This is a genomic window from Bacillus sp. BR3(2024) (genome assembly GCF_039134555.1).
In the GTDB taxonomy this organism is placed as follows: Bacteria; Bacillota; Bacilli; order Bacillales; family Bacillaceae_G; genus Bacillus_A; species Bacillus_A cereus.
In genome coordinates this window covers 2152198-2177372 of record NZ_CP152433.1, presented here as the reverse complement: position 1 = coordinate 2177372, position 25175 = coordinate 2152198, and the positions used below count along the sequence as shown (strand labels likewise).

Here is a 25175-nt window from a genome sequence, read left to right as displayed (position 1 = left end):
GTAGATTCCCTACTCCATTCTCTAAGCTTACTTCACCACAAACCTAGTCTGACTACACCCATCCTTCTGCTTCGTTACTTCTAATACAGCTGGCATTGCGTTTTTCAGCTCTTGTACGTGTGAAATGACACCGATAAATCGACCTGATTTTTGTAAGTCAATTAAGGCGTCTACTGCTTTCGTTAATGATTCTTCATCTAATGAACCGAACCCTTCATCGATGAACATCGTTTCGATGGAAATACCACCTTCATATGCTTGAATGACATCTGCCATTCCTAGCGCTAAGCAAAGTGATGCATTAAATTTCTCTCCGCCGGATAATGTTTTTACATCGCGCGTTTGGCCAGTGTATGCATCGTACACATCTAAGCCTAATCCACTTTGACGATTTCTCTTTTCAACTCGTTCACTTCGTTTTAAATAAAATTGTCCGTTTGATAATTTACGTAATCGTTCGTTTGCAATTTGAACAATTTGTTCTAAATACTCAATTAAGATGTAACGTTCAAATGATATACGGCTCTCGTTATCACCTTTCATTACTTCATATAAGTCAACAAGTTCTTGGAAGGCTTTTTCTTCCTCATGAATTTGCTCATCAATACGTCTAATGTTTTCATGTAAATCAGAAATATATGTTACCGCATTTTGCGCACGTTGACGTTTTTCTTTAATGATATCGAGATTAATTTGTAATTCTGTTATGTGTTCACCTAACGCTGTAATATCCATATACTCTTTATCTTTTAATTCAGCTTGTAACTCTTCAATTTGTTTTGCAAGCACTTCAAGCGATGAATAATAACCTTGAATTTCTTTTTGTAACATTTCCATCTCGTGATCGCTTAATTTGGCTTCTTTATACGTGAATTCGTCTGTAAACCCGCTTTGTTCTAGCTCTTTCATAAAGCGTGCGAAAGTCTCTTCTTTCTTTAATTTTGCACTTTCAAATTGATTAGAAGCACCTTTTTGTTCTGCTTGAATACGTATATTTTCATTTTGCCAATGCTGATACGCTTCCTGCACTTTCTTCCATTCGTCCTCCATTAACCTAAGTTCCTGCATAGCTTGGTCAAACTGTGCTTTCCAGGCTTGTACTGTTTGTAAGTTTTCTGGAATATTTCGTTTATCATGTTCATATGACGTACGAAGTTGCATACACTCCATTTCTGTACGGTGCTGCATTGTTTCCACTTCTCGTTTTTGTTTCTGAAGTTCTTCTATTTTTTCTTCTACGCTTTTCATGTTCGCAGCAATCTGCTTACGTGTTTCTTCACTTGCTTTTAACGTATTAACGTCTGCAGCTAATTGTTTTCCTTTTTGAACAAGTGCACTATATGTTTCAGCTAATTTTTCCGAGTTGTAGCCGCGCTTCACAACTTCTTCTATCACTTGTTCATATTGTAGTCGATAGAAATTCCATTTCTCCTCTACTTGCACATGTAATTTTTCAGCAATGTTCTTCTTATCTCTTAAATCGTTTAACTCTTTTTCATCGATCGCATTACTTTGTTCTGTAGCTTTTTGCGGATGATTCGTACTACCACATACCGGACAAGATTCACCGTCATGTAAATGAAGAGCTAATATACCAGCTTGTTCACTTAACCAGCGGCGCTCCATGTTTTCATATGCACGAACTGCCACTTGCATTTTATTATTTGCCGCTTCTTTTTCTTGCTCGAATTTTTGTTTTTCTTGCCAAACATCATATGCTTGCTTTAAAACTTTTGCATCTTCTCGCATATTCGTTAGTTCTTCTACTTTAGCTACATATTGCTCAAGTGCTTGTTCTAATTGCTGCAATTCATCAGACATTCTCTGTTTTTTGTTTGTATGCTCTTCTAGTTGTTGATCTAACTTTTGCATACTTTCTTTTAATTTCCCTATTTGGATTTCGGTATTTTGTAAATTCAGCTTTCTCTCAGCTAATGATTCAATAATCGCTTGTAACTCTTCTAATCTTTGAACAAGTTTTTTAGCCTCTTCTCGCTCAGCTTCTTTATTCTTTACTACTTCATACTTCTCCTGAGCAAGTTCAAAGCTATTCATTATCTGTTCTTGTTTGACGCTTATCTGTTTTAACAAACTTTCAGCTTTCTGCTCATTTTCCATCGCTTCTTCATACCATTGTTCAAATGGTAATAAGCGCTTTGCTTGTTCCGCACGTTTAAAGGATTTTTCTTTCCTTTCAATTGCTGCACGGTTCTCTTGTAAAGTGTTATATTTCTCATTCTTTTGTTGTAAATCTATAAATTTCTCATTTACAGATTTTGCTGCATGAAAACGTGTTTCTGCATCCTTTAATTGCTTCGTTTGAACATCTTGTTCTACTTGTAATTGCTCAACCTCTGCCTTATACACGGTTGTTTCTTGTTCTAACGCTTCTACTACTTGATGCGTATTTACATGTTCTTGTGCCACTAATGTCTCTAATAATGCTCCATCACGGATTGGTAATTTAAAAACATTACGGAAATAGAGCTCTCTCTCTTTTTGTTTTTCTTGCAAGACATCTTTCCATTGTTTTCTCTTTTGATCAAGTAACTCACGCATTAATTTATAACGATCCGTTTTAAAAATACGACGTAAAATCTCTTCTTTGTTTTCCGTCTCAGATGTTAATAGTTTTCGGAATTCCCCTTGGGGTAACATAACAATTTGGCTAAATTGATGTTTACTTAACCCAATTAAATCTTCCACTTTTTTGTTTACGTCTGTTACATGAAAACGATCGACGGCTGGAACGTTTTCTCCATCAATAACTTCATATAATTCTACTGCATGTCCTGTAATGGTCTTATTCCCTTGTTTTTTATGTCCAAGTTGTCGTTTTATTTCATAGCGTTTCCCTTTTAACTGAAAGGTTAATTCAACACTTGTATAAACATTATCATCAGCAAATTGACTTCGAAGCATGCTCGTATCACTACGTTCTTCTCCACTAGCCTCACCATATAACACATAACAAATCGCATCAAAAATCGTTGTTTTTCCAGCTCCCGTATTCCCAGAAATAGCGAAAATACGATGTTCTCCAAGATCTTCAAAATCGATTACTTCTTTCTGTTTATATGGCCCGAATGCTGTCATAATAAGCTGAATCGGTCTCATCCTCGTTCACCTTCCCGTTCTTGCACTGTTTGTAATACATCTATAAATAGGCGTTCTTTCTCTTCTGATAAATCTAACCCTTTCATTTCTTTATAGAAAGCCTTTAAAAGAGATAAATCATCCGTTTTATGTCTTGAAACCGTTACTTCATTTGTATCTGTGAGTTCTCGCCTTTGCATCGCTCTTTCAACGTGCATTGCATTTGGATATACAGATCGTATTTTCTCCATTGGCTGTAAGACAGGGTTTTCGTCTAATAATTTTACAAATACGTAATCTTCACTTACTGGGTGCTGTAATAATTCATCTATTTTCGCTTCTACTGTTCGCATTTTACGACGTGGTGAAAGTAACCTTTTTTCAATTGCTACTTCACCAGTTTCATTCAGTTCTACAATGTAATAACCTTTTTTATGTTTCTCTTCAGAAATTGAATAGGCAAGTGGTGAACCTGAATATCTAATGGTCTCATTACGTACGAAATGCGCTTGATGTAAATGTCCAAGCGCTGTGTAATGAAACTTATCAAAATAATGACTATTTACATATTCAGCACCACCAATTGAAAGTGGTCGTTCTGCATCACTTGTATTCTCCTCCGCTTCTCCTGAAGAAGTTACAAATGCATGTCCAACAAATACATGTCTAGCTTCTTTATCCATCGTTTCAGAGAGCTCATTCATAAAAATGCGCATCGCATCATCATGAGAACGTACGTCTTCATTTTTCAACACGTGTCTAACCATGCTTGGGTCTGCATACGGTATTAGATGGAAGTGAACCTCTCCATATTCATCATTTAGTACAACAGGTTCGTACGGGAATTGAAATTGACCTGCAATATGTAATCCTTGTTTTTTCATTAAACTACTTCCAAAATGGATACGATCCGGACTATCATGATTACCAGCTACTGCAATAACTGGTGTTTGTAAATCAATAACTATTTTTTGCAGCACATCATTTAATAAGTCTACTGCTTCTGTAGGTGGAATTGCTCGGTCATATAAATCCCCTGCAATAATTACAGCATCTGGTTTTTCTTCTTCAACAGCCTGTACAAACTGATCTAATACAATCTTTTGGTCTTCAGTCATATACACGCCATGAACAAGCTTTCCTAAATGCCAATCCGCTGTATGAAATAACTTCATATTTTTCTACTCCTTTTAATTTACTGATTTTAGTGAAACGAGTTGATAGTTTATTGTAGTTTTTCCGTTCTCCCACTCTAGTTTCAATATCGTTGCACTTCCAATTCTTTCTTCATTTGATTTATATAAAGGCAATATTTCTTTAATTGTAAATAAGTGGTAACCATCCAATATTAATTGAAATATATTTTCTTCAATATGTAATCTTACTTCTTTTTCATTTGAAATAATTTTTGTGTGCATCTCAAATTTCATGATAGATACAACCCCTTTTTATAATCTCTACATTTTAATAGTATAGTGGCTATGCAAGATTGACAAGTACATACACAGCAAAGTACACACTTTTCTATTGTTATATGCTTTATGTATTTTATATAAAATACGGTATGTGAAATTTTACATTTCCCCCAAAATAAAAATGCCTATTGTGACATCTTTATTTTTGTATAAAGTCTTTCATTACATAATATAAAACGGTAATTAAGACGATTGCGACGAAAAATGAGAACACTGCGACAATGTAGCCATCTTTATTTAATAAAATACAGAATGAAATAGATATTATAAAAATCGGAAATACGAGACGTACTTTATCCTTCACTTCTTCTGTCGTATCTGTATGATGAAAATACTGCGTTATTCCTATCATTAAAAAAGACAAAATAATAACCGACAATAGTAAAGGTCCTGGCATTCCGATTTCTCCTTTCTCTATTTCTAATTCAATGTAAAATTTTTTATTACAATTGTACGATTTATTTTTTCTTCAAACACACTTTTAGAATTGATAATGAACATTTCACACCTATATAATAGCGCTTTTATCATTATAACTTCAAATAATTACACTTACAGTAATGTTGTAATATTCCCCCTCAGTCTCTGAAATCCTGCAAAGATAACTCGTCAAAATATGCAGTGACCAAATTAATATTTACCGTCAACTTTTGACAAAATTTATAAAGGACATTTCAGTACATATCAAGAATTAAGAATAAGAAGATATGTAAGGGAGGATGCATTATGACTGAACAAGTTTTATTTTCTGTTAGTGAAAACGGCGTTGCGACAATTACTTTAAACCGTCCAAAAGCACTTAATTCTTTATCTTATGACATGTTACAACCTATCGGACAAAAACTTAAAGAGTGGGAACACGATGAGCGTATTGCACTTATCGTGTTAAAAGGAGCTGGCACAAAAGGTTTTTGTGCAGGTGGCGACATTAAAACTCTTTATGAAGCGCGTTCCAATGAAGTGGCATTGCAACATGCAGAACGTTTTTTTGAAGAAGAGTATGAAATTGATACATATATTTATCAATATACAAAACCGATTATTGCTTGTTTAGATGGAATTGTAATGGGCGGTGGTGTCGGTCTTACAAATGGTGCGAAGTATCGCATTGTAACTGAGCGTACGAAATGGGCAATGCCAGAGATGAATATCGGCTTCTTCCCAGACGTCGGAGCTGCATATTTCTTAAATAAAGCGCCTGGATATACAGGACGATTCGTTGCTTTAACAGCATCTATTTTAAAAGCTTCTGACGTATTATTTATTAATGCTGCAGATTACTTTATGACATCTGATTCATTACCAGAGTTTCTTACTGAACTTGAAAGTGTAAATTGGCATAAAGAAGATGATGTACATACTAATTTAAAAGAAGTTATTCGTACATTTGCAACTGCTCCAAACTTAGAAAGCGAGCTCGCTCCTTCATTAGAAGTAATCAATTCACATTTTGCTTTCGATACAATTGAAGAAATCATCCATTCATTGGAGAAAGATGAAAGTTCCTTTGCTCTAAAAACGAAAGAAACACTGTTATCAAAATCCCCTATTTCACTAAAAGTAACATTAAAACAGTTTATTGATGGACAAGATAAATCCGTTGAAGAATGTTTCGCTACGGACCTTATACTTGCTAAAAACTTCATGAGACATGAAGATTTCTTCGAAGGAGTACGCTCCGTTGTCGTTGATAAAGATCAAAATCCGAATTATAAATATAAACAGTTAAGTGACGTTTCAGAAGAAGATGTGAATCGTTTCTTTAACTTACTTAATGCATAAAATGAAATTGTCATGAGGGGATATTTTTTTCATCCCCCACCTAACTTCTTTGCTTCAGCTAAATCTTGTGTGGTGAAAATCTTACTACCCGCAAATAGCGGTATAAAATCGAGGCTATATAGTAGTGTAATTACAGCTACTATATAGCCTTTTTTATTTAATTATTTTTAATAAAATTTAATTTTATTAAATCCATTTTTGTGCTACACTGATTTTAATCAAATATTCTAAAAATAAAAAGGAGGGGCGGCTATGATAGAAAATTATCTTCTTTTCATCATTATGTCTATTTGCCTTATCATTTTACCTGGTCCAGATACAGCAATGGCTACGAAAAATACATTGGTTGCTGGTAAAGTCGGTGGAGTGAAAACAGTGTTTGGTACATGTATTGCACTATTAATTCATACTTTAGCTGCTGTAATTGGTCTTTCTGCACTTATTGTAAAGTCAGCTCTTTTATTTTCTATTTTCAAGTACGTTGGGGCTCTCTATTTAATATATATCGGTATTAAAGCCCTTTTAGCAGTAAGAAACAAAGAAAACTTAGATACAAATGATCTATCTTTGAATAATGAAAACGAACATACTTCTTGCTTTCGCCAAGGATTTCTTACAAATTTATTAAATCCTAAAGTAGCAGTCTTCTTTTTAACTTTTTTACCACAATTTTTAAATCCAAATCATAATACATTTATTCAACTTCTTGTAATGGGCCTTACTTACCTCGTTTTAACAGTCATTTGGTTTGCATTTTATATATTTTTAATTGATAAAATTAGTGCTTTTATGAAAAAACCGAAGACGCAACGTTATATTCAAGGGCTAACAGGAGTCGTCCTAATTGGATTTGGTATTAAACTAGCTTTTGAAAAAAATAATTAACAAGACGAAAACCACCACTATTAATAGTGGTGGTTTTCATCTAATAACTGATTTGGTTGTTTACTCTATATTAAAACCAGCGCTCAGTTACAACTTTTTTACGTGTATAGAATTGAACGCCATCTGTACCATTTGTACCTAAATCACCAAAGAATGAAGCTTTATTTCCTGCAAATGCGAAGAATGCCATTGGTGCTGGAACGTTTACGTTTACACCAATCATACCAGCATCGATATTATCACGGAATGTTTGTGCATGTTTACCATTTGACGTATAAATAACCGCACCATTTGCAAATTTAGATTGATTTGTTAGTTTAATACCTTCTTCTAAATCTTTAACACGTACAATACTTAATACTGGAGCAAAAATTTCATCTTGCCAAATTTTCATTTCTTGATTCACGCCATCAAAGATTGTCGCACCTACAAAGTAACCTTCTCCAACTTCTTCATTAATTTTACGGCCATCTACTAATAAAGTTGCCCCATCTGCTACACCGCTATTAATATAGCCTAAAACGCGCTCTTTATGAGATTCACGGATTAATGGTCCAACATAGTTATCTTCGTTAAAGCCATCGCCTACTTTTAATTTTTTCGTTTCTGCTACTAATACATCAATAAATTCATCAGCAATTTCATCCACTACTGCTACTACTGAGCATGCCATGCAGCGCTCTCCACTACTTGCAAATGCAGATCCAATTACACCTTGTACTGTTTTCTCAAGATTGCAATCTGGCATTACAATCGCATGGTTTTTCGCACCTGCTAATGCTTGTACACGTTTTCCGTGTTTCGTACCTGTTTCATATACGTAACGAGCTACCGGCTCAGAGCCAACGAACGAAACAGCCTGAATATCTTTATTTTCTAAAATGCTATTTACAACATCTTTTCCGCCTTGCACTAAATTTAATACGCCTTTTGGGAAACCTGCTTCATAGAATAATTCTACAAGTCGCTCCGCTAAAAGTGGCGTTCTTTCAGATGTTTTTAATACGAATGTATTACCGCAAGCAATTGCAAGTGGGAACATCCATAACGGAATCATCATCGGGAAGTTAAACGGTGTAATACCAGCAACAACTCCGATTGGGTAGCGCCAAATCGATCCATCAATTCCGCTAGCGATATTCGGAAGTGCTTGACCCATCATTAAATTTGGCGTAGATGTTGCAAGTTCTACCGCTTCAATACCACGCTGTACTTCACCTGTTGCATCCGTTAGCGTCTTACCATTTTCTAGCGTAATGATTTTTGCAAGCTCATCTTTGTTTTCTTGTAATAGCTGTAAATATTTATATAAATTTCTTGAACGATTTGGAACTGGTACTTTAGACCATGTTTCGAATGCTGCTTTTGCCGCTTCAACAGCTTTTTCAACATCTTCTTTTGGAGATAGTGGAACGTAAGCGATAATTTTTCCAGTCGCTGGATTTGGAACTGCTTCTACTTCCGTACCTGTCGATTCAACCCACTCACCGTTAATGTGATTTTTTACTCGTTTAATTTCAGTTGTAATCATTGTATTCTCTCCTTTGTATAATTTATTTTTGATTAGAAATTAATTGCTCGCTAACTTTCTTATATAAAGCAGCCATATCGTTTTCACCATATCCAGCTTGACTCGCTTCGTCATATACGTTTAATAACATTTCGCTTACCGGTAAATGGAGTTCGCTTTCCTTAGCTAAGTCAACTGCAAATCCTAAATCTTTCTTCAATAAGTTCACAGTAAATCCTGGCTCGTAGTTTTCAGGTGCTATAAAACTTTTATAATTACGTTCATAAATTCTACTTTGACCGTAACTTACATTTAAAATATCAAACATTTTATCTAAATCCATATTATTCTTTTTCGCTAATGTTAAAGCTTCACTCACACCAGCTGTATAAAAACCAATTAATAAGTTATTAATTAACTTAACAGTTGTACCACTATCAATCTGCTCACTAACGTGGAAAATGTTCGCGCCTAGTACGCCCATGATAGATTCCGTTTTCTCATATACGTCTTTTGATCCACCAACCATAAACGTTAATGTACGGTTTTCGGCTCCTATTACACCACCGCTCACAGGTGCTGCTAAAAAGTCTACTTTCTTTTCCTTTGCAGCTTCCTCTAACTGTTTGTTTAACTGCGGCGATACCGTACTTGTATCAATGAAAACTACATTCGAGTGACCATTTTCAAATAATCCTTCTGCTCCAAAATATACCGCTTCAACAGCGCGAGGTGAAGGTAAACTTGTAAAAACTACATCACATGTTTCTGCTAGTTTTGAGATTGATAGACCGATAATTCCGCCTTCTTTTTCAAAGGACGCTTCCGCCTCTTTATTTAAGTCCACGCCATATACTGTGTAACCTGATTTAACTAGATTTTTTGACATTGGAAGGCCCATGTTACCTAAACCGATAAAACCAATCTTTTTCATATCGCTTTCCTCCTATTTACACAATATATTTCCCGCGATTTATAATAGCTTTCGCAATTTCTCTCTTCTTCGTAAATACGTTCGTGTATAAAGGCACTAATAATTGACGGATTTCAGCTAAAATCACATGTCTATCTTGTTCTTCTGTGACAGCCGCTGAAAGTACAGAAATCGCCGCTTCTTCTACTTTACGGTATCCTTCTTCACAAATAACATCCGTTATTAATTGCTTCGTACGCTCTTTTTCCTCACCATTTTTACTTACCGCTTTTCTCGTACGTAAAAACGCTGATTCCATGACGTACACGTCCGTCAACATATTTGAAATTACACGTGAATATTCTTGTTCTTGGTCAATTTTTAGGCCTGGAGTTTTAGAGAGCGTTTTCAAAGATTGTTTCAACAATTTTTTCGCTAATAAAATGTAACGATGGTTTCTTTCTACATTTGCTACATCACTTTCTACTTCAGTATCTTCTAATTGTTCGATTTGCTTCATTAACATTTTGGCAACTGTTAATCTATTAATTTCGTTCGTTCCTTCAAAAATACGACTAATTCTAGCATCACGATATAATCGTTCTACCTCATACTCTTGCATATAACCGTAACCACCATGAATTTGTACAGCTTCATCTACGATATAAGCAAGTGTTTCAGAAGCATTTACTTTATTCAGTGCACATTCAATTGCAAATTGGGACATTTTCTTCATAAGATCTTCATCGCTCTCATGAATTGCTTCATCGATTACACCTGCCGTACGATAAGCTGCACTTTCGGCTCCATATGTAGCAATGATCATATTTGCAATTTTCTCTTGAATCATCGTAAAGTCTACTAATTCCGTTTGGAACTGTTTTCGCTCTTTTCCATATTGAACCGACAAACCAATTGCTTGTTTTGCTGTTCCAATATTTCCAAAAGCAAGTTTAAGTCTAGCAAAGTTAAGAATATTAAGGGCTACGTGATGCCCTTTCCCAACTTCCCCTAAAACATTTTCAGCAGGGATGACAACATCTTCTAAAATAAGAGTCGCTGTTGAAGAACCTTTAATCCCCATTTTCTTTTCTTCTAATCCAATAGATACACCTTCACATGTTCTTTCGACAATAAACGCTGTCATTCCTTTATTTGTCTTCGCAAAAACAACGTATACATCTGCCATATGAGCATTTGTAATCCATTGCTTCTCACCATTTAACTTCCAAGCTGTTCCCTCTTCATTCAATACGGCGCTTGTTTTTGCACTTAATGCATCCGAACCAGCATTTGGCTCTGTTAAAGCATAAGCCCCAATCCATTCTCCCGATGCGATTTTCGGTAAATATTTTTCTTTTTGCTCTTTCGTTCCATAATATATGTAAGGCAATGTACCGACACCAGCGTGTATATTAAAAGAAACGCTAAACGCACCAGCGTAACCCATTTTCTCTGCTACAAGACCTGAGACAGCCTTTCCTAACTCGAACCCGCCATAATCTTCTGGTACCTCAATGCCTAATAATCCAAGTTCCCCAGCTTTCTCAAATAATTGACGAGAAACTTTATAGTTATGTTGTTCAATATTCTCCATTTGTGGAACAATTTCTTGTTTAACGAATTGTTCTGTCGTTTTTGCGATTAAATCTTCATCACCTGAAAAATCTTCTGGTGTAAAGTAAGTATGATTTATATCTTTATTAAGTGAAAAGAATTCATCCCATGGTAACTTCGTTTTCTCCATATGTATCCCCCTATCATTCGGCTTTCATAGCTTTTTGCTTATGCTCGTCTACGATGAGTGGAATATCTTTTTTGAAAATAGAAGGCGATGATTTTTCACATCAAGCATTTTATTTTGCCAAAGATGTATTTTCATCGCCTTCGCTGCTTTATCTATTGATCTTCTGATAATACTGTTTTTGCAATACCAGTATCTAACTCTTCAAAGTCATGATATGAAATTGTTTCGTATAATTCACTTCTCGTTTGCATATTAGAAAGTGCATCTTTTTGAGAACCTGTTTCTTTAATTAAAGCAAACACATTTTCATACGCTTTCGCTGCAACGCGAAGTGAAGTTACAGGATAAATAACCATTTGGAAACCCATATTCGCAAATTCCTCTGCACTATAATATGGAGTTTTTCCGAATTCAGTCATATTCGCAAGCAAAGGTGCATTTACCTTACTATTAAATAGACGGAATTCTTCCTCTGATTGAAGCGCTTCAGGGAAAATTGCGTCTGCACCTGCTTTTACATATGCATTTGCTCTTTCAATTGCTTCATCTAATCCTTCAACGCCACGAGCATCAGTACGTGCTACAATGTATAAGCTCGGTGCAACTTCTTTAATCGCTTTAATTTTTTGAACCAATTCTTCTGTAGTAACAAGTTTCTTACCATTTAAATGTCCACATTTTTTTGGTAATTGCTGATCTTCAATTTGGACAGCTGCTACTTTCGCTTCCACCATTTCTACAGCTGTTCTCGCCACATTTAGTACACCACCAAATCCTGTATCAATGTCAACAAGAACAGGTAAGTCTGTAGCTCTTACTAAATCTCTTGCTCTCTCAGCCACTTCAGTAGACGTCACGATACCTAAATCTGGTAAACCTTTACTTGCAGTATAAGCAGCTCCTGATAAATAAAGAGCTGAAAAACCTGTATTTTTCGCAACAAGAGCTGCCATTGCATCATGAGCACCTGGAATTTGCAAAATTTCATTTGCTTCTACTAAAGCTCGGAATCGATTCGCAAGCTCCTCTTGTGTTGACTGTTTTTTCACAACCCAAGCCATTCTAAATTCCCCCCTATTATTAAATTAAGAATAGATCTACAAATTCGTTTACATTCATATTTTCTAGTTTTTCTTCATTTAAACAAACTTCATGAATTTGTTCTTGTTGCTTACTAGAATAATGACCTGCCATATTTGCAGTGAATTTTTGAACAACTTTTGGAATTGCTTCGTCTCTACGGAAGCGGTGACCAAGCGGATATTCACATTCCACATTTTCTGTTACTGTGCCATCTTTAAAGTGAACTTGAACAGCGTTGGCGATTGAGCGCTTGTTCGGGTCAAGGTAATCTAAACTGTACTGTTTGTTTTCAACAACAACCATCTTATTACGTAATTCATCTACACGTGGATCGTTTGCTACTGCATCTTCATAATCGTCTGCAACGATATCTCCTTTTAATAAACCAATTGCCGTAATGTATTGTAAGCAATGATCACGATCAGCTGGGTTATTTAATGGACCTTCTTTATCAATAATACGAATTGCTGATTCATGAGTTGTAATTGTAATACGGTCAATTTCATCTAATCTCTCTTTAATTTCCGGATGCAACTTCACTGCACATTCTGCAGCCGTTTGTGCATGGAATTCTGCTGGATATGACACTTTAAATAATACATTTTCCATTACATATGACTCTAGTGGTCTTGCTAATTTTAATTCTTGTTTATTGAATAATACATCTTGGAATCCCCATCCTGGCGCAGATAATGCTGTTGGATAACCCATTTCACCTTTTAGAGCAGTCATTGCAAGATGAACACCGCGGCTCGTTGCGTCACCTGCAGCCCATGATTTACGTGAGCCCGTATTTGGAGCATGACGATATGTACGAAGACTAGAATTATCAATCCACGCATGTGATAATGCATTAAAGATTTCTTCACGTGTTCCGCCAAGCATTTTCGCAACTACTGCAGTTGTTGCTACTTTTACATATAATACATGGTCAAGACCAACTCTGTTTAAGCTGTTTTCTAAAGCAAGCACGCCTTGAATTTCATGTGCTTTAATCATCATTTCTAATACTTCACGTACTTTTAAAGCTTCTTTTCCTTCTGAAATACGAACACGGCTAATATAATCTGCAACTGCTAAAATTCCGCCTAGGTTATCAGATGGATGTCCCCACTCTGCTGCAAGCCAAGTATCGTTATAGTCTAACCAACGGATCATACATCCGATATTAAATGCACCTTTTACTGGATCTAGTACATAAGACGTACCTGGTACACGTGTACCATTTGGCACGATTGTTCCTGGCACAACTGGTCCTAGTAATTTCGTACATTCTGGATATTGCAGTGCTAAAATTCCACATCCAAGTGTATCAAGTAATACGTAACGAGCTGTACTGAATGCTTCTGCACTAGTAACCTCTTTATTTAATACATAATCGGTAATCTCTTCTAATAATGCATCTTTTTGCTTAATTTCATTTGTTTTAATCATGCTATTCTTCCCTTTCTGTCGAAAATTCGTTATTATTAATGATGGGTGTCGGTCAAACACCCATCTGGCGGGCGGCGCTAACAACTCCCCAGTTGTTCTTATTTACTAAGTACATGTCGCTCGCCAATATAATTTACACGTGGACGGAACAAACGATTATTTGCATGTTGCTCAATAACGTGCGCACATAACCCCACTGTTCTAGAGCTAAAGAAGATTGGTGTGTAAAGTTGAATTGGAATACCTAGCATCCAATATACTGGAGCTGCATAATAATCAAGATTTGGATAAATTCCTTTTTCTTTTTCCATAATCTTTTCTCCAGCTTCACACATTTCATATAGTGTATAATCACCTTTTACATCACATAACTGTTTTAAAGCTTCCTTCATCATAAGTGCTCTTGGATCCATCTTCTTCATATAAACACGGTGTCCAAAGCCCATAATTTTTTCTTTGTTATATAGTTTCTTCTGTAATAACTCTTCAAATTTCTCAACATTACCAGCTTCTAAAAGCATGTACATAACCGCTTCATTTGCACCGCCATGTAAACTTCCTTTTAAAGATGCAACTGCACCTGTTAAAGCACCGTATAAATCTGATTGTGTTGATGCAATAACGCGAGCTGTAAATGTAGAGTTTGGCATTTCATGCTCACTATATAAAACAAGGGAACGATCAAAGATCTTTTCCTCAAGTTCAGTTGGTTTTTTACCAGTTAACATATAGAAGAAATTCGCACTATAAGATAATTCTTTAAGAGGTTCAATTGGCTCCTCATTATTTAAAATATGATAGCTATTCGCTACAATGTTTGGCACTTTACTTAACAGCTTGTACCCTCGGCTTTTATTCACTTCTAACGAGCGGTTTTCGATATCATTATCGTAACCAGCTAACGCTGACACACCTGTACGTAATCCATCCATGGGATGCGTCTCTTTAGGCAATGCCTTTAGTACGTTGAATACACCTTCTGGTACTGCATATTCTTCTTTTAATTTCTTTTCAAGTGTTACTTTTTCATCTTCATTCGGTAGGTGTTCCTCCAATAAAAGGTGCACAATGTCTAAATACTCTTTTGTTTTTGAGAGTTCGATTAAGTCATACCCTTGAATTACAATTTCACCTTTTACTGTGTCAAGAAACGAGATTTTCGTCTCCGCTGCCACTATACCATCTAATCCCGGGGAAAATTTCTCTTCAGCTTTCATCATTATTTCCTCCAATCCTAATAGATCTTCGTGCACATAACTGTAAGCCTTTACAATATTGTGAAACTACATTTCTATTTCAATGTATCAGAGTTTTTAGAAGATTTCAATTTATTTTATAATGATAAGTTTCCTACACTTTTCTTACTGTAACAATACAATTTTTTGAAAATAATTCTTATATTTTATAAAGAAAGGATAGACTTCTTTGCGTATTTTCAAAAACAAGATATAAAGATTTTTCATATAACACCGCCAAATATACAATTATTCTAATTTTATTTGAGAAATAGAAAAAACGAGCTGTACATAAATACAGCTCGTTACTATATGATATTTATTTCACTATCTCTTAAATATAATTTTTATATAAAACTTATTCATTTTTAATAAAGTTATTATTTTACATAATTAAATTGAATTTCTTCCATTTCCTCATGATAACTTACAAATAAATCATAGTTTTGAAAATACCAAAGATCATCAGAATCTACAAAAAATATAATACCTTCCTTCTCAACTGACACTATTTCGCCATCGGGTTTCTCAGCAACAACCCCTAAAGAATATCCGGGCTGAATTGAACTATCCCCTCCGTACCTTACAGTAAAACGTACAGATTCACCGTGCTTTATACGTAATTCTTCCTGGAACCATTGCAGAGCTTTACGATCAATTGAAATTCTCATCTTTATTCCTCCAGTTTACGCAAACTCTTTTTTTCCTAATCGTTGTTTTACAAAGAAGACGAAAATAATTAAGGCTATCAATGCTGAAATTGCACTCCCTGAAAATAAAATACGATAACCAAACATTTGTGAAACAACTCCAAGTAAAATAGCACCTAACCCGATTCCTAAATCAAACGCTGTAAAAAATGAAGCATTTGCAACTCCTCTTTTACTCGGATCGACAATTGTAAGCATTGCCGCTTGCAAAGCTGGCTGCGCTGAACCAAATCCAATACCGTATAATGTTGCTGCGATAATTACACCTATCAAACCATTTGAAATAGTTAAAACAACTATAGCTAAAATAGTAATACATAATGCTGGAAGTATAATGAATACTTCTCCATACTTATCTAATAGTTTCCCTGAAATTGGTCTTACAATTGTTAATGCAATTGCATATACAAGAAAGAAAGTTCCCGGGTTTACATGAATTGATGATGCAAATAACGGTAAAAAGGTTGTTATTCCTCCATATGCAAACGATAAAAAGAATACTACAATCGTGATTGTTAATACGGATTTCTCAAATAGCTGAATTTTCCCTTTTTCTTTTTGTGGCGTAAATGGGATCTTCGTTATTAATGATAATACGACTGCCATAAAAGATAACAACGTCGCTAATAAAAATAGACCATCAAATGAATAATTTTGCACAACCCATAATCCAATCATAGGTCCGATCGCCATTGCAATTGTCATCGCCATCCCGTACCAACCCATACCTTCACCGCGGCGTGAATCTGGAATAATATCCGTTATTGCTGTTCCAACAGCTGTTGTAGAAACAGCCCATGTTACTCCGTGAATAACACGTAAAACAGCTAAAAGGACAATAGTCGATGCTATATTATAGGAATACATCGTTAAGCCAAAAAAGATGAGTCCGAAAATAATAAAGGATCTTCTACCATATTGATCTAACATTCCTCCAATAATCGGTCGTATTACAACAGCAGCTATTGTAAACATCCCCATCATAAGTCCAACTTGCGATTCATTGCCACCTATCTCTTTAATAAAGAGCGGGAGCGTTGGAACAAGTAAATAAAATCCTGTAAATAAAAATAACATTGCGAAAGTCATTTGAATAAATGATTTCGTCCATAATCGTTCCATAAAAATACCTCCATACACTCGTAAAATATTACGATTAACACCCTCATTGTATATTTTTTTTATCTCTTTTCCCTCCGCAAATAGACGTATCTTTTCATATTAAATAGTCCACCATCAGCTTACATTAGTCTTAAGACTTTGTACGCATATTTTAAACGAAAGTCCTATATATGTACCTTTATACGTGTGAAAAGAATATACTAATTTATTATCACAACTTAGGAGTGATTATTTTATGTGGGTATTATCATCAAGAGTAACTGTCGCGGTTCCTTCGATACCCGAAATACATGCCCCCGCCGTTCATACAGCAAGTTCCGATGTCGGCATTGAACTTCCAGCAATTTGGCAACAATACCAATCACCAGGTCAAGCTACCCCTTCATTTTGGCATCATGGTGCCCATCCAAGTAGCACTACCTTTTATCATCCTAGCCACGCTCCACTACCTCAGGCTCAAGTCTTTTATCATTTCCCATCAATTTATTTTCAAAATTTTTATGGTACGTTTAACATTTAAAACACATCATTTCATAGCTACTACATTTAAACGAAAAAAGCACTTAAGATTGTAATTTTCACAAATCTTAAGTGCTTTTTAATATTTTTTATAAATTTTTCTTATTGCCCATTATTAGCAGGGGTCTCTCCTGCATTACCGCCAGTCTCTGGTTGTGTGGTCGCTGGTGGAGTTGTATTTCCTTGACCTCCTCCGTTATTTGCTGGAGGTGTCGTATTTCCTTGACCTCCTCCATTATTTGCTGGAGGTGTCGTATTTCCTTGACCTCCTCCATTATTTGCTGGAGGTGTCGTATTTCCTTGACCTCCTCCATTATTTGCTGGAGGTGTCGTATTTCCTTGACCTCCTCCGTTATTTGCTGGAGGTGTCGTTCCTTGGCCATTTCCATTATTTTGTTCTTCTTGTTTCTTTTGCTCTTCTAGTTTCTTTTGTTCTTCTTGCTTCTTAAGTTCCTCTTGTTTCTTTTGTTCTTCTTGTTTTTTCAGTTCTTCTTGTTTCTTTAATTCTTCTTGCTTTTTCTCTTCTTCAGTTTTTTGCTGTTGATCTTGTTTTGGTTGCTCCGTTGTATCCGGTACGCTAGTATTTGGCGATGAATCACGTTTTTCACCTTTTATACGTAGCTCACTACCTTCTTGAATAACACTACTTGGCATTTTAAAGCGTGATTTATCTGTAGCCATTTCGCTCATCATTTCTTTAAAGATCAACTGTGCAATTTTCGTATTTTTACTACTAATATACTCGTCTTTACCATCTTTCATATACCCAGTCCATACTGCCATCGTATATTGCGGTGTATATCCAGCGAACCAACTATCACGAGTTGCACTTTCTGGAATTTTATATTGAGCTAATTGCTTTGATGAATAGTTTGTCGTACCCGTTTTACCAGCTACATCTAAAGAGCCTACATTTGCCGATGTACCAGTACCTGATGTAACTACAGAACGAAGCATATCAGTAATCATGTATGCTGTAGAATCTGTCATAACTTGTTTTGGTTTTTGTCCAAAACTTTGTGACTTACCGTCTGGATAAACGACTTTCTTAACAAAATGCGGTTTCGTATATTTACCTTCATTACCAAATGCCGCATAAGCACCCGCTATTTCAGTTGGCGATACTTCATTTGTACCAATCGCTGTCGATTCTGTCGGTGCTGTATTAAATGTAATACCTAGTTTCTCAGAGAATTCTTTCGATTTACTAATCCCTACTTCTTTTGCAGTTTTAATTGCAGGAATATTACGCGACATTTTTAATGCTTCACGCATTGTAATTGGACCCATATGACTTCTATCTGCATTTCGTACTTCTTGTCCCGTTGAATACTTAAATGGAGAGTCATCAATTTGATGGTACGTAGCCCATTTTAAATATTCAATTGCAGGAGCGTAGTCGAAAATCGGCTTCATCGTTGAACCAGCTGCACGATCTAATTCAATTGCCATATTATGCCCTTTAAATACAGCTTTATTTTCTCCACGGCCACTACCTATAGCACGAACTTCTCCTGTTTTCGTATCCATAAATGTGAATGCACCTTGGAATTTATCGTTCGGATAATCAATGATATTATTATTTAAAATATTATCAGCAAGTTTCTGTGCTTTCGGATCTAACGTTGTATAAATTTCTAAACCGTCAGAACCGATATTAGCATCTGGTAATTCTTTTTCTACTTCTTTCACAACTGCATCCATAAATGCAGGGTATGGCATTGTTTGTAGTTGAGCTGCAGGCTTAAGCCCCTTTTCTACGTCAACTTTTGATGCTTCTTCCATTTCCTGTTTTGTTATATATCCATGTCGGTTCATTAAACTTAGAACAACATTTCTTCTTTCTGTTGCTTTTTGAACATTTTCTTTTTTCGTTGGATCATAGTTATTCGGTGCTTTCGGTAAACCTGCAAGCATCGCAACTTCTGGTAATGTTAAGTCCTTCAATTCTTTACCATAGTAGTTTTGTGCTGCTGTTGCGATCCCATATGAACGGTTTCCTAAGTTAATTTTATTTAAGTACATCTCTAATATTTCATGTTTTGAATACTGTTGTTCTAGCTTATAAGCTAAATATATTTCTTGCGCCTTACGCTTTGGTGTTTTGTCCATTGATAAGAAGTAGTTTTTTATAACTTGCTGTGTTATCGTACTTCCACCTTGAGAACCATAATCCCCTTTAAGACTTACTAGAACAGCACGGGCAGTACCTTTAAAATCTACTCCGCTATGCTCATAAAAACGTGAATCTTCTGTCGCTAAAAATGCATTTTCTACTAATTTAGGTATTTGCTCATACGTAACATTCGTCCTTTTTTCTTTTCCATATTCATATACCAAATCCCCGTTTTTATCATAAATTTTTGAGGATAACGGATTAACAAGTTTTGCTTTCTCAAGTTTTGGTGCATCCTTAATCATTACGAAAAAGGTAGCAACCCCTGCCACTAAACCAACAATACCAAGTAATAAACAAGTAATTAAAAACTTGCGAAAGAATGATGTTTTACCTTTTGGCTTTTGTGTTTTAGAAGCTGGTTGTTTTTTCTTTTTAACTTGTCGTCGTTCCTCTCGAGAACGATAATTTTCTGACATGTTACTTTCTCCTGCCTTTCAATTCTCCCGTTGATTTACTTAAAAATATTGAGGTCACTTTCTAAAATAAATTTGATTAAGAAAGTATATTGACCTGGAGCATTCAATATTTTCCCAATTCACAGATTATAAATTTTAGAATACTTCTTATACAAACTATTTTCACTTCTATTTTTCCTAATAACGCTGCCCCTTGAAGCATAGAATGTAAAAAGTGAATTTTTAATACCTCGTATAAATAATATACCTTTTTTTCAAATGGTCAATATTTTCTTATTTATAAATCAAAGGTGAAATAAAAATAGCACAACGATATGTACTTCGTGTGAACTTCCTTATAATTACGTATAACAAACATTTAATATATTGCATATAAGTATAATACCTCTTAAATTATAAGGATTTCAACATCACAACCTCAACATCTACAAAAAAGTATTAAAAATAAAAAGTGAGGAGTTGCGTAATGATGAAGCTATCTCCCGTAATTTCAAAAAATATAGTTGCTGTTGGTTATAATCCTTTTTCTATGATTTTGCGAATCCAATTAAAGAATGGTATGTACGATTTCTTTAATGTACCAGAAAGTATTTATACTGGCCTATTACATGCACAATCTAAAAGTTATTATCATAATACTTACATTAAAAATTCTTTCCGCCACACAAAAATCTAAACTTAACACCCACTAAAAAAGAAAGGAGGTTAATCCTCCTTTCTTTTAAAAACATTTTGCAGATGAATTATCTTCGATTCCTCTTATTAATTTCATCATATGCTTGAATTTGTTTTTTCAAACGCCGATCAGCTTTTTTATCATGCACTACAAGAATTGCATGTATAACTCCTGGAACCCAAAATATTAATGTTAATATGAAATTTATGATTGCCTGAATTGGTTTTCCACAAAATAATACAGCAACAGGTGGAAGAAGAATTGCTAATAAATACATCATCCCTTGAAAACTCCTTATTTTGTATTTTATATATCACTTTTCAAAATATACGCAAAAAAACCTACTACCATTTTAATCTTAACCTACCTCTAAAATCAATGTATCTCCTTCTATTTAAATAAGTATTTCAGACTTTTTATTGTTTTCTAGCCTATTTTCTTCCTCTATTGCAGTTACTCCAATTGCAGAAATTAACGTTCCTATCGCTTGTATCCAAATACCAATGAGTGCAATGATTCTCTCATCCTTCTTATCAAAAATACTATCTTCATTTTCTCTCTCATCTTTCAATACATTTGAAACACCTTGATACGCTTGTAATCCAGCCCCTAAACTTTGCATGGAGTTACCCAGTATAATAATTTTCTGTAATACATTTATATCCAACAAAGCTGCTTCTACTCCTAAAAAAGCACCGATCGATTGTAAACTGTTCCCTGTAATGATAAGATAATCATTTTCTTTCAATTGTTCATTTATATTAAAATATGTTCCTATTACATTTGATATATTGCCTAATGCTAATAACTCAATTCCTATTTGATCAAGTAATTTACTTTGATTCTCTAAGCCTATATTTTGATTTTCTCTTTTTTCTTCCCCATCATCATAATTGCTCGCAATGATTTGTAATATATATCCGAGGGCTTGTAATGAGCTTCCTACAATAACAAGATCCGATTCAACTTTCTCTTCTCCAATAAATCCTCTTGTCGTTCCAATAGCAGCTGTAAGATTCCCTCCCACTTGAAACCATGCCCCTGTCACTTTTAAACTGCTTGGATTCATTTTTATCACCTATTTAAATATTTTCTAAAGCTTTCAAAACAAACAAATCTCACCCTTAATCTTTTATTTTATTTTTTAGATGTAATTTTGTGAATGATATAATGTGCTACTAATATAAAAGCACCTTAAAGGTGCTTTTTATATGCATGCTGGGCATGTCAATGAATCTCCATTTTTATCTATTGTTATATTCAATATATATTCAATTGCTTTATGTGACCAAGTTTCAGGTGTAGGCGATTCATTTATATATTGTGGCGCACATGACTTCAGCATTGGAGTACTAATACTCCCTCCAGGATCTAAAGCAACTACAGCCATGCCATGGGGTAATTCCAGGGCCATAGATTTAGTGATACCTTCAATAGCAAATTTCGAGGCACAATATGGCGCAAGCTCAGCCTCACCTTCTCTCCCCCAACTAGAACTCATATTAATGATAATTCCTTCTTTCCTAGCTACCATCGCTGGAACAAATGCTCTTATTACATTTACTACACCATTCACGTTTACATTCATTACATTTTCGAATTCTTGAGCCGTAATTTTCCAAAGTTGTGCATTTTGATTTACAATCGATGCATTATTTATTATCATATCGGGAGCTGTATGTGTATTAAGTATATAATTTGCCCAATTGTTAACTTGCTGAGAATCTGAAACATCAATTACTTGGAAATCATGTATTTTACTGTACTGTTTTTTTAGTTCTTCAATTTTATCTTTTGAACGTCCACAACCATATATGTTCCACCCTAATTCATGAAATCGATCAACCATCGCACGCCCTAACCCTTGTGTCACGCCTGTAATAATTACAGATTTACTAATTTCTTTTCGCTTCATTTCTCTCATCCTCCTTTCCTATATCTTACTCTCTTCATTTTTATTCAGCGATTTACTATAGTATCAACTCAACTCATACTTTAGTAATGGTTTTGATATTGTATACATAAACCAAAAAAGTAACCATCATGGTTACTTTTTGCTATATATCTAAAAATTCATTGTTTATTTCATTATTGTTTTTACATTTCAACTTCTCTTTTCCACATTTCTCACACTGGTAAATATAAACTACACCTAATGTACCTTTTTTAAAATCCTCATTATCCTGCATCTTAATAAAAACATATTTATGTTTACAATGCGATTCACCCAAATAATTTTTAAACCACTTTTTCAACACAACACATTCCACCTTTATGATAGAACCTTTATTTAGCTGCTTTATTACATACTTTTATTTAAATGTTCAATCTCATCTTGCAACTTTTTAAATTGCTCAAAATGCATGGTAATAGATTGGCTACTACCATAATCAACATTTTGTTTCACTAATATAACACCCGTATCATGAAAAAGCGCTTCAAGTTCTTTCCTAATAGACACTTTCGCAATATGAGCTGTTTTAATTGCAGATAAAATTGCAATTTCATTAAACTTTAATTTTATTTCATTTGGACAAAATGCGTCTTCAACTAATATAACTTCATTACTATAAATTAGTGCAACAAGATTACTTGATTTGGCATCTGTTAAATCAACTTTTTTCATAATATCTTTCATTACATTTTGCCTCCTTTATTTTCATATATATCGATTATACAAATTTTTTTAAAAAATTACTCAACTTTATTATATTAATTTTAACACACTTTTATTGAAATCCATGCTCCAAACGTTTTACTATTCCACAATTTTTATTATATGAACCATCTGGACTATAACTCCATATAGTAATGTTAACAACTTATTATAAAGCAGGTGAAAATTATGCCATCAGTTGTAGGAAATTTAGTTGTACAAAATAGTAATGGATCATTTAACTTAGGTGATTTCTACAACGTTTCTCCGAAAGAAAATACGAAAGCTTATAATGGTTCCGGCGCATCAAACGTTGGTTTTGTTGTTAATACTTTTAGCGGTGTTAGCGCGACCAATACATTTGATTCTGACCTTGCAGATCAAAACCAAGTGGGTACAGCCTAATCTTATGTTCAACTTTTTGTATAGAAAATTTTAATTTGTCTATACTATAATCAGGCTGTTTGACAGCTCTTATCGATTTTGGAGTACCCTATCTTTTTCTCCCTTTCCCTGGGGCTCAGCAGCTAGCACAAAGCTAGCTGCTTTTTCTTATATTATTTGTCTCATAAATCAGAAATAAAAAAAGCTGCCATTTAAATATTCAGCTTCTTTTACATTATTTCAATAATATCCATAGCGTTAAATACGTAAGTTTTATAAAAGGCGTCTGTACAAATTACAATTTGTTTTACCGGATTGATATGTACAACAGTCATGTAGCTTGTTAATATGTAACCATCTTCAAAATATGTTACCAATATTTCTTTCTCAGACAGTAATGACGTTAATAATTTATCAGAAATCCTCTCTTTTGCTTCATTTGTTAAAAGCGGTTTTTGTACTTTTAATTTCTCTCCAATAATCTTTCTCATATTTAAAAGTTGTTCGGACATTACTGTAAACGGAACCCACTCTCTTTCTTCTTTTTGTATCTTTACATCGTTCATTTTTTATCTCCTTGATCATTTATACATTTATTTATTCATGCTATCCCTTAGTTATTTTTAATACTTACTAAACTCGAATTTACTTCTAAACTATAATTAGGTTACCTCTCAAAAGAACATTCGTTCTTATTATACACGAACTTACGTTCCTTTGAGAAGAGCTATACTTATTATTTCTTAACAAAAAACATAATTTTATTTATCTCCATATTTTTTCCTTTATCAAATAAACTTTTCATTTCTTATATAAAATGCATATAAAAACTAAAAGGCGACTTCACACAAAGTGAAATCGCCTTTTTCTAAAAAATATTCAAAGCTTATTTTTCTATCCTAACTAATGTTCTTTCTGGAATACATAATTCATCTATATTAAAATGATTTATTTTTAAGTTCAATTCCCCTACTCGTTCCTTATCTTCATCACCAACCCAACAACTAAATAATTCGAAATAGTCTCCATCTTCCAAATAACTTTCCATAATCTTGCATAAAGTTAAAAGTTTTTCTTTCGCTTCTTTTTTTTCCTTTACATTTTGCCACTCGACAAGTTCAATTCCCCAATTAGTTGAAACCTCATATGTGTAATTTGTTTGGAATTGATAATCTTGTACAATTTCAAGCATACTTTCATCTGAAAAACACGGTCCAAAAACAATTACATCATTAGAATCTGGATCCGTTAACGGAATTTCTACATTACAGCCTATGTAACTTGCTAAACTCATTTTATACTCCTTCAATATTCGTATAAAAAATACTTCATAGTATATTTATTTACTCAAAT

The 25175-nt window shown here is 34.4% G+C and carries 25 protein-coding genes; 5 read left to right on the top strand and 20 right to left on the bottom strand.

Annotation, left to right across the window (positions count from 1 at the left end; genetic code table 11):
- Positions 1 to 27: 27 nt before the first annotated feature.
- The 4 genes from V7S45_RS11325 to V7S45_RS11310 all read right to left on the bottom strand — a co-directional run bounded on the left by V7S45_RS11325 (position 28) and on the right by V7S45_RS11310 (position 4968).
- Positions 28 to 3117, bottom strand: a complete 3090-nt coding sequence (locus V7S45_RS11325; protein WP_001247465.1) for an SMC family ATPase — start codon at positions 3115 to 3117, stop codon at positions 28 to 30.
- On the bottom strand, positions 3114 to 4271 hold the full coding sequence (locus V7S45_RS11320) for an exonuclease SbcCD subunit D (protein WP_025709708.1): 1158 nt from the start codon (positions 4269 to 4271) through the stop codon (positions 3114 to 3116). The genes V7S45_RS11325 and V7S45_RS11320 overlap by 4 nt, the downstream gene beginning before the upstream one ends.
- Positions 4272 to 4286: 15 nt before the next feature.
- Positions 4287 to 4526 carry a DUF2584 family protein gene (locus V7S45_RS11315; protein WP_000667342.1) on the bottom strand — a complete coding sequence of 80 codons (240 nt, stop codon included), beginning with the start codon at positions 4524 to 4526 and terminating at the stop codon, positions 4287 to 4289.
- A gap of 184 nt (positions 4527 to 4710) precedes the next feature.
- Entirely contained in the window at positions 4711 to 4968 is a 258-nt protein-coding gene (locus tag V7S45_RS11310) for a hypothetical protein (RefSeq protein ID WP_001119404.1), read from the bottom strand.
- A 329-nt stretch (positions 4969 to 5297) separates the two neighbouring features.
- Here V7S45_RS11310 and V7S45_RS11305 point away from each other — a divergent pair, with 329 nt between their 5' ends.
- A complete protein-coding gene (locus V7S45_RS11305) occupies positions 5298 to 6353 on the top strand; it encodes an enoyl-CoA hydratase/isomerase family protein (protein ID WP_000139777.1) in 1056 nt (351 codons plus the stop codon).
- Positions 6354 to 6605: 252 nt separating this feature from the next.
- Positions 6606 to 7238 carry a LysE family translocator gene (locus V7S45_RS11300; RefSeq protein WP_000572360.1) on the top strand — a complete coding sequence of 211 codons (633 nt, stop codon included), beginning with the start codon at positions 6606 to 6608 and terminating at the stop codon, positions 7236 to 7238.
- A gap of 70 nt (positions 7239 to 7308) precedes the next feature.
- Here V7S45_RS11300 and V7S45_RS11295 read toward each other — a convergent pair whose 3' ends face one another.
- From V7S45_RS11295 to V7S45_RS11260, 8 genes are all read right to left on the bottom strand, one after another.
- Entirely contained in the window at positions 7309 to 8769 is a 1461-nt protein-coding gene (locus V7S45_RS11295; protein ID WP_000633344.1) for a CoA-acylating methylmalonate-semialdehyde dehydrogenase, read from the bottom strand.
- A gap of 22 nt (positions 8770 to 8791) precedes the next feature.
- The gene (locus tag V7S45_RS11290) at positions 8792 to 9682 is read right to left on the bottom strand and encodes an NAD(P)-dependent oxidoreductase (RefSeq protein ID WP_000719409.1); all 891 of its coding nucleotides are present in this window, start codon (positions 9680 to 9682) and stop codon (positions 8792 to 8794) included.
- A 16-nt stretch (positions 9683 to 9698) separates the two neighbouring features.
- The gene (locus tag V7S45_RS11285) at positions 9699 to 11408 is read right to left on the bottom strand and encodes an acyl-CoA dehydrogenase family protein (RefSeq protein ID WP_000415995.1); all 1710 of its coding nucleotides are present in this window, start codon (positions 11406 to 11408) and stop codon (positions 9699 to 9701) included.
- 152 nt (positions 11409 to 11560) lie between these two features.
- Entirely contained in the window at positions 11561 to 12469 is a 909-nt protein-coding gene (gene prpB, locus V7S45_RS11280) for a methylisocitrate lyase (RefSeq protein ID WP_000312639.1), read from the bottom strand.
- Positions 12470 to 12488: 19 nt separating this feature from the next.
- The gene (gene prpD / locus V7S45_RS11275; protein WP_000598123.1) at positions 12489 to 13925 is read right to left on the bottom strand and encodes a 2-methylcitrate dehydratase; all 1437 of its coding nucleotides are present in this window, start codon (positions 13923 to 13925) and stop codon (positions 12489 to 12491) included.
- A gap of 98 nt (positions 13926 to 14023) precedes the next feature.
- Positions 14024 to 15145, bottom strand: coding sequence for a citrate synthase (gene mmgD, locus V7S45_RS11270; protein ID WP_002041090.1), 1122 nt, complete (start codon positions 15143 to 15145; stop codon positions 14024 to 14026).
- 395 nt (positions 15146 to 15540) lie between these two features.
- Positions 15541 to 15831 carry an iron-sulfur cluster biosynthesis family protein gene (locus V7S45_RS11265; protein WP_001222842.1) on the bottom strand — a complete coding sequence of 97 codons (291 nt, stop codon included), beginning with the start codon at positions 15829 to 15831 and terminating at the stop codon, positions 15541 to 15543.
- A gap of 15 nt (positions 15832 to 15846) precedes the next feature.
- On the bottom strand, positions 15847 to 16992 hold the full coding sequence (locus V7S45_RS11260) for an MFS transporter (RefSeq protein ID WP_000440662.1): 1146 nt from the start codon (positions 16990 to 16992) through the stop codon (positions 15847 to 15849).
- Positions 16993 to 17227: 235 nt separating this feature from the next.
- Between V7S45_RS11260 and V7S45_RS11255 the strand changes: the two genes are divergently transcribed.
- The gene (locus tag V7S45_RS11255; RefSeq protein WP_000270101.1) at positions 17228 to 17512 is read left to right on the top strand and encodes a hypothetical protein; all 285 of its coding nucleotides are present in this window, start codon (positions 17228 to 17230) and stop codon (positions 17510 to 17512) included.
- Between the two features lie 101 nt (positions 17513 to 17613).
- Here V7S45_RS11255 and V7S45_RS11250 read toward each other — a convergent pair whose 3' ends face one another.
- On the bottom strand, positions 17614 to 20106 hold the full coding sequence (locus V7S45_RS11250; RefSeq protein ID WP_001293963.1) for a PBP1A family penicillin-binding protein: 2493 nt from the start codon (positions 20104 to 20106) through the stop codon (positions 17614 to 17616).
- Positions 20107 to 20572: 466 nt separating this feature from the next.
- Between V7S45_RS11250 and V7S45_RS11245 the strand changes: the two genes are divergently transcribed.
- Positions 20573 to 20782, top strand: a complete 210-nt coding sequence (locus V7S45_RS11245) for a KTSC domain-containing protein (RefSeq protein WP_000977081.1) — start codon at positions 20573 to 20575, stop codon at positions 20780 to 20782.
- Between the two features lie 67 nt (positions 20783 to 20849).
- Here the strand turns inward: V7S45_RS11245 and V7S45_RS11240 are convergent, their stop codons facing one another.
- The 5 genes from V7S45_RS11240 to V7S45_RS11220 form a co-directional block, all read right to left on the bottom strand.
- Positions 20850 to 21062 (bottom strand): YqaE/Pmp3 family membrane protein, encoded by a 213-nt coding sequence (locus V7S45_RS11240; protein ID WP_000990233.1) that lies wholly within the window; start codon positions 21060 to 21062, stop codon positions 20850 to 20852.
- Positions 21063 to 21176: 114 nt separating this feature from the next.
- On the bottom strand, positions 21177 to 21851 hold the full coding sequence (locus tag V7S45_RS11235; RefSeq protein WP_001070038.1) for a hypothetical protein: 675 nt from the start codon (positions 21849 to 21851) through the stop codon (positions 21177 to 21179).
- Positions 21852 to 21989: 138 nt separating this feature from the next.
- Positions 21990 to 22697 carry an SDR family oxidoreductase gene (locus tag V7S45_RS11230; protein WP_000823062.1) on the bottom strand — a complete coding sequence of 236 codons (708 nt, stop codon included), beginning with the start codon at positions 22695 to 22697 and terminating at the stop codon, positions 21990 to 21992.
- A 142-nt stretch (positions 22698 to 22839) separates the two neighbouring features.
- Positions 22840 to 23040, bottom strand: coding sequence for a hypothetical protein (locus V7S45_RS11225; protein WP_000915148.1), 201 nt, complete (start codon positions 23038 to 23040; stop codon positions 22840 to 22842).
- Between the two features lie 44 nt (positions 23041 to 23084).
- The gene (locus tag V7S45_RS11220; RefSeq protein WP_000651907.1) at positions 23085 to 23420 is read right to left on the bottom strand and encodes a hypothetical protein; all 336 of its coding nucleotides are present in this window, start codon (positions 23418 to 23420) and stop codon (positions 23085 to 23087) included.
- Positions 23421 to 23627: 207 nt separating this feature from the next.
- Here V7S45_RS11220 and gerPF point away from each other — a divergent pair, with 207 nt between their 5' ends.
- Positions 23628 to 23843: a spore germination protein GerPF gene (gene gerPF / locus V7S45_RS11215; RefSeq protein WP_001141569.1), complete on the top strand. Its 216-nt coding sequence runs from the start codon at positions 23628 to 23630 to the stop codon at positions 23841 to 23843.
- 209 nt (positions 23844 to 24052) lie between these two features.
- Here the strand turns inward: gerPF and V7S45_RS11210 are convergent, their stop codons facing one another.
- Together V7S45_RS11210 and V7S45_RS11205 are read right to left on the bottom strand one after the other, a co-directional pair.
- Positions 24053 to 24388 (bottom strand): YolD-like family protein, encoded by a 336-nt coding sequence (locus V7S45_RS11210; protein WP_002024004.1) that lies wholly within the window; start codon positions 24386 to 24388, stop codon positions 24053 to 24055.
- 320 nt (positions 24389 to 24708) lie between these two features.
- Positions 24709 to 25116 carry a hypothetical protein gene (locus V7S45_RS11205; RefSeq protein ID WP_000050503.1) on the bottom strand — a complete coding sequence of 136 codons (408 nt, stop codon included), beginning with the start codon at positions 25114 to 25116 and terminating at the stop codon, positions 24709 to 24711.
- Between the last annotated feature and the right edge of the window lie 59 nt (positions 25117 to 25175).

Coding starts and splice junctions, on each gene's coding strand:
- prpB (WP_000312639.1), bottom strand. CDS start 12,469: ATGGCTTGGGTTGTGAAAAAACAGTCAACACAAGAGGAGCTTGCGAAT.
- V7S45_RS11285 (WP_000415995.1), bottom strand. CDS start 11,408: ATGGAGAAAACGAAGTTACCATGGGATGAATTCTTTTCACTTAATAAA.
- V7S45_RS11320 (WP_025709708.1), bottom strand. CDS start 4,271: ATGAAGTTATTTCATACAGCGGATTGGCATTTAGGAAAGCTTGTTCAT.
- V7S45_RS11325 (WP_001247465.1), bottom strand. CDS start 3,117: ATGAGACCGATTCAGCTTATTATGACAGCATTCGGGCCATATAAACAG.
- V7S45_RS11245 (WP_000977081.1), top strand. CDS start 20,573: ATGATGAAGCTATCTCCCGTAATTTCAAAAAATATAGTTGCTGTTGGT.
- V7S45_RS11235 (WP_001070038.1), bottom strand. CDS start 21,851: ATGAATCCAAGCAGTTTAAAAGTGACAGGGGCATGGTTTCAAGTGGGA.
- V7S45_RS11205 (WP_000050503.1), bottom strand. CDS start 25,116: ATGAGTTTAGCAAGTTACATAGGCTGTAATGTAGAAATTCCGTTAACG.
- V7S45_RS11250 (WP_001293963.1), bottom strand. CDS start 20,106: ATGTCAGAAAATTATCGTTCTCGAGAGGAACGACGACAAGTTAAAAAG.
- V7S45_RS11255 (WP_000270101.1), top strand. CDS start 17,228: ATGTGGGTATTATCATCAAGAGTAACTGTCGCGGTTCCTTCGATACCC.
- V7S45_RS11220 (WP_000651907.1), bottom strand. CDS start 23,420: ATGAAAGATATTATGAAAAAAGTTGATTTAACAGATGCCAAATCAAGT.
- V7S45_RS11265 (WP_001222842.1), bottom strand. CDS start 15,831: ATGAGAATTTCAATTGATCGTAAAGCTCTGCAATGGTTCCAGGAAGAA.
- V7S45_RS11310 (WP_001119404.1), bottom strand. CDS start 4,968: ATGCCAGGACCTTTACTATTGTCGGTTATTATTTTGTCTTTTTTAATG.
- V7S45_RS11240 (WP_000990233.1), bottom strand. CDS start 21,062: ATGATGTATTTATTAGCAATTCTTCTTCCACCTGTTGCTGTATTATTT.
- prpD (WP_000598123.1), bottom strand. CDS start 13,925: ATGATTAAAACAAATGAAATTAAGCAAAAAGATGCATTATTAGAAGAG.
- V7S45_RS11260 (WP_000440662.1), bottom strand. CDS start 16,992: ATGGAACGATTATGGACGAAATCATTTATTCAAATGACTTTCGCAATG.
- V7S45_RS11295 (WP_000633344.1), bottom strand. CDS start 8,769: ATGATTACAACTGAAATTAAACGAGTAAAAAATCACATTAACGGTGAG.
- V7S45_RS11290 (WP_000719409.1), bottom strand. CDS start 9,682: ATGAAAAAGATTGGTTTTATCGGTTTAGGTAACATGGGCCTTCCAATG.
- V7S45_RS11305 (WP_000139777.1), top strand. CDS start 5,298: ATGACTGAACAAGTTTTATTTTCTGTTAGTGAAAACGGCGTTGCGACA.
- V7S45_RS11315 (WP_000667342.1), bottom strand. CDS start 4,526: ATGAAATTTGAGATGCACACAAAAATTATTTCAAATGAAAAAGAAGTA.
- gerPF (WP_001141569.1), top strand. CDS start 23,628: ATGCCATCAGTTGTAGGAAATTTAGTTGTACAAAATAGTAATGGATCA.
- mmgD (WP_002041090.1), bottom strand. CDS start 15,145: ATGATGAAAGCTGAAGAGAAATTTTCCCCGGGATTAGATGGTATAGTG.
- V7S45_RS11210 (WP_002024004.1), bottom strand. CDS start 24,388: ATGAACGATGTAAAGATACAAAAAGAAGAAAGAGAGTGGGTTCCGTTT.
- V7S45_RS11230 (WP_000823062.1), bottom strand. CDS start 22,697: ATGAAGCGAAAAGAAATTAGTAAATCTGTAATTATTACAGGCGTGACA.
- V7S45_RS11300 (WP_000572360.1), top strand. CDS start 6,606: ATGATAGAAAATTATCTTCTTTTCATCATTATGTCTATTTGCCTTATC.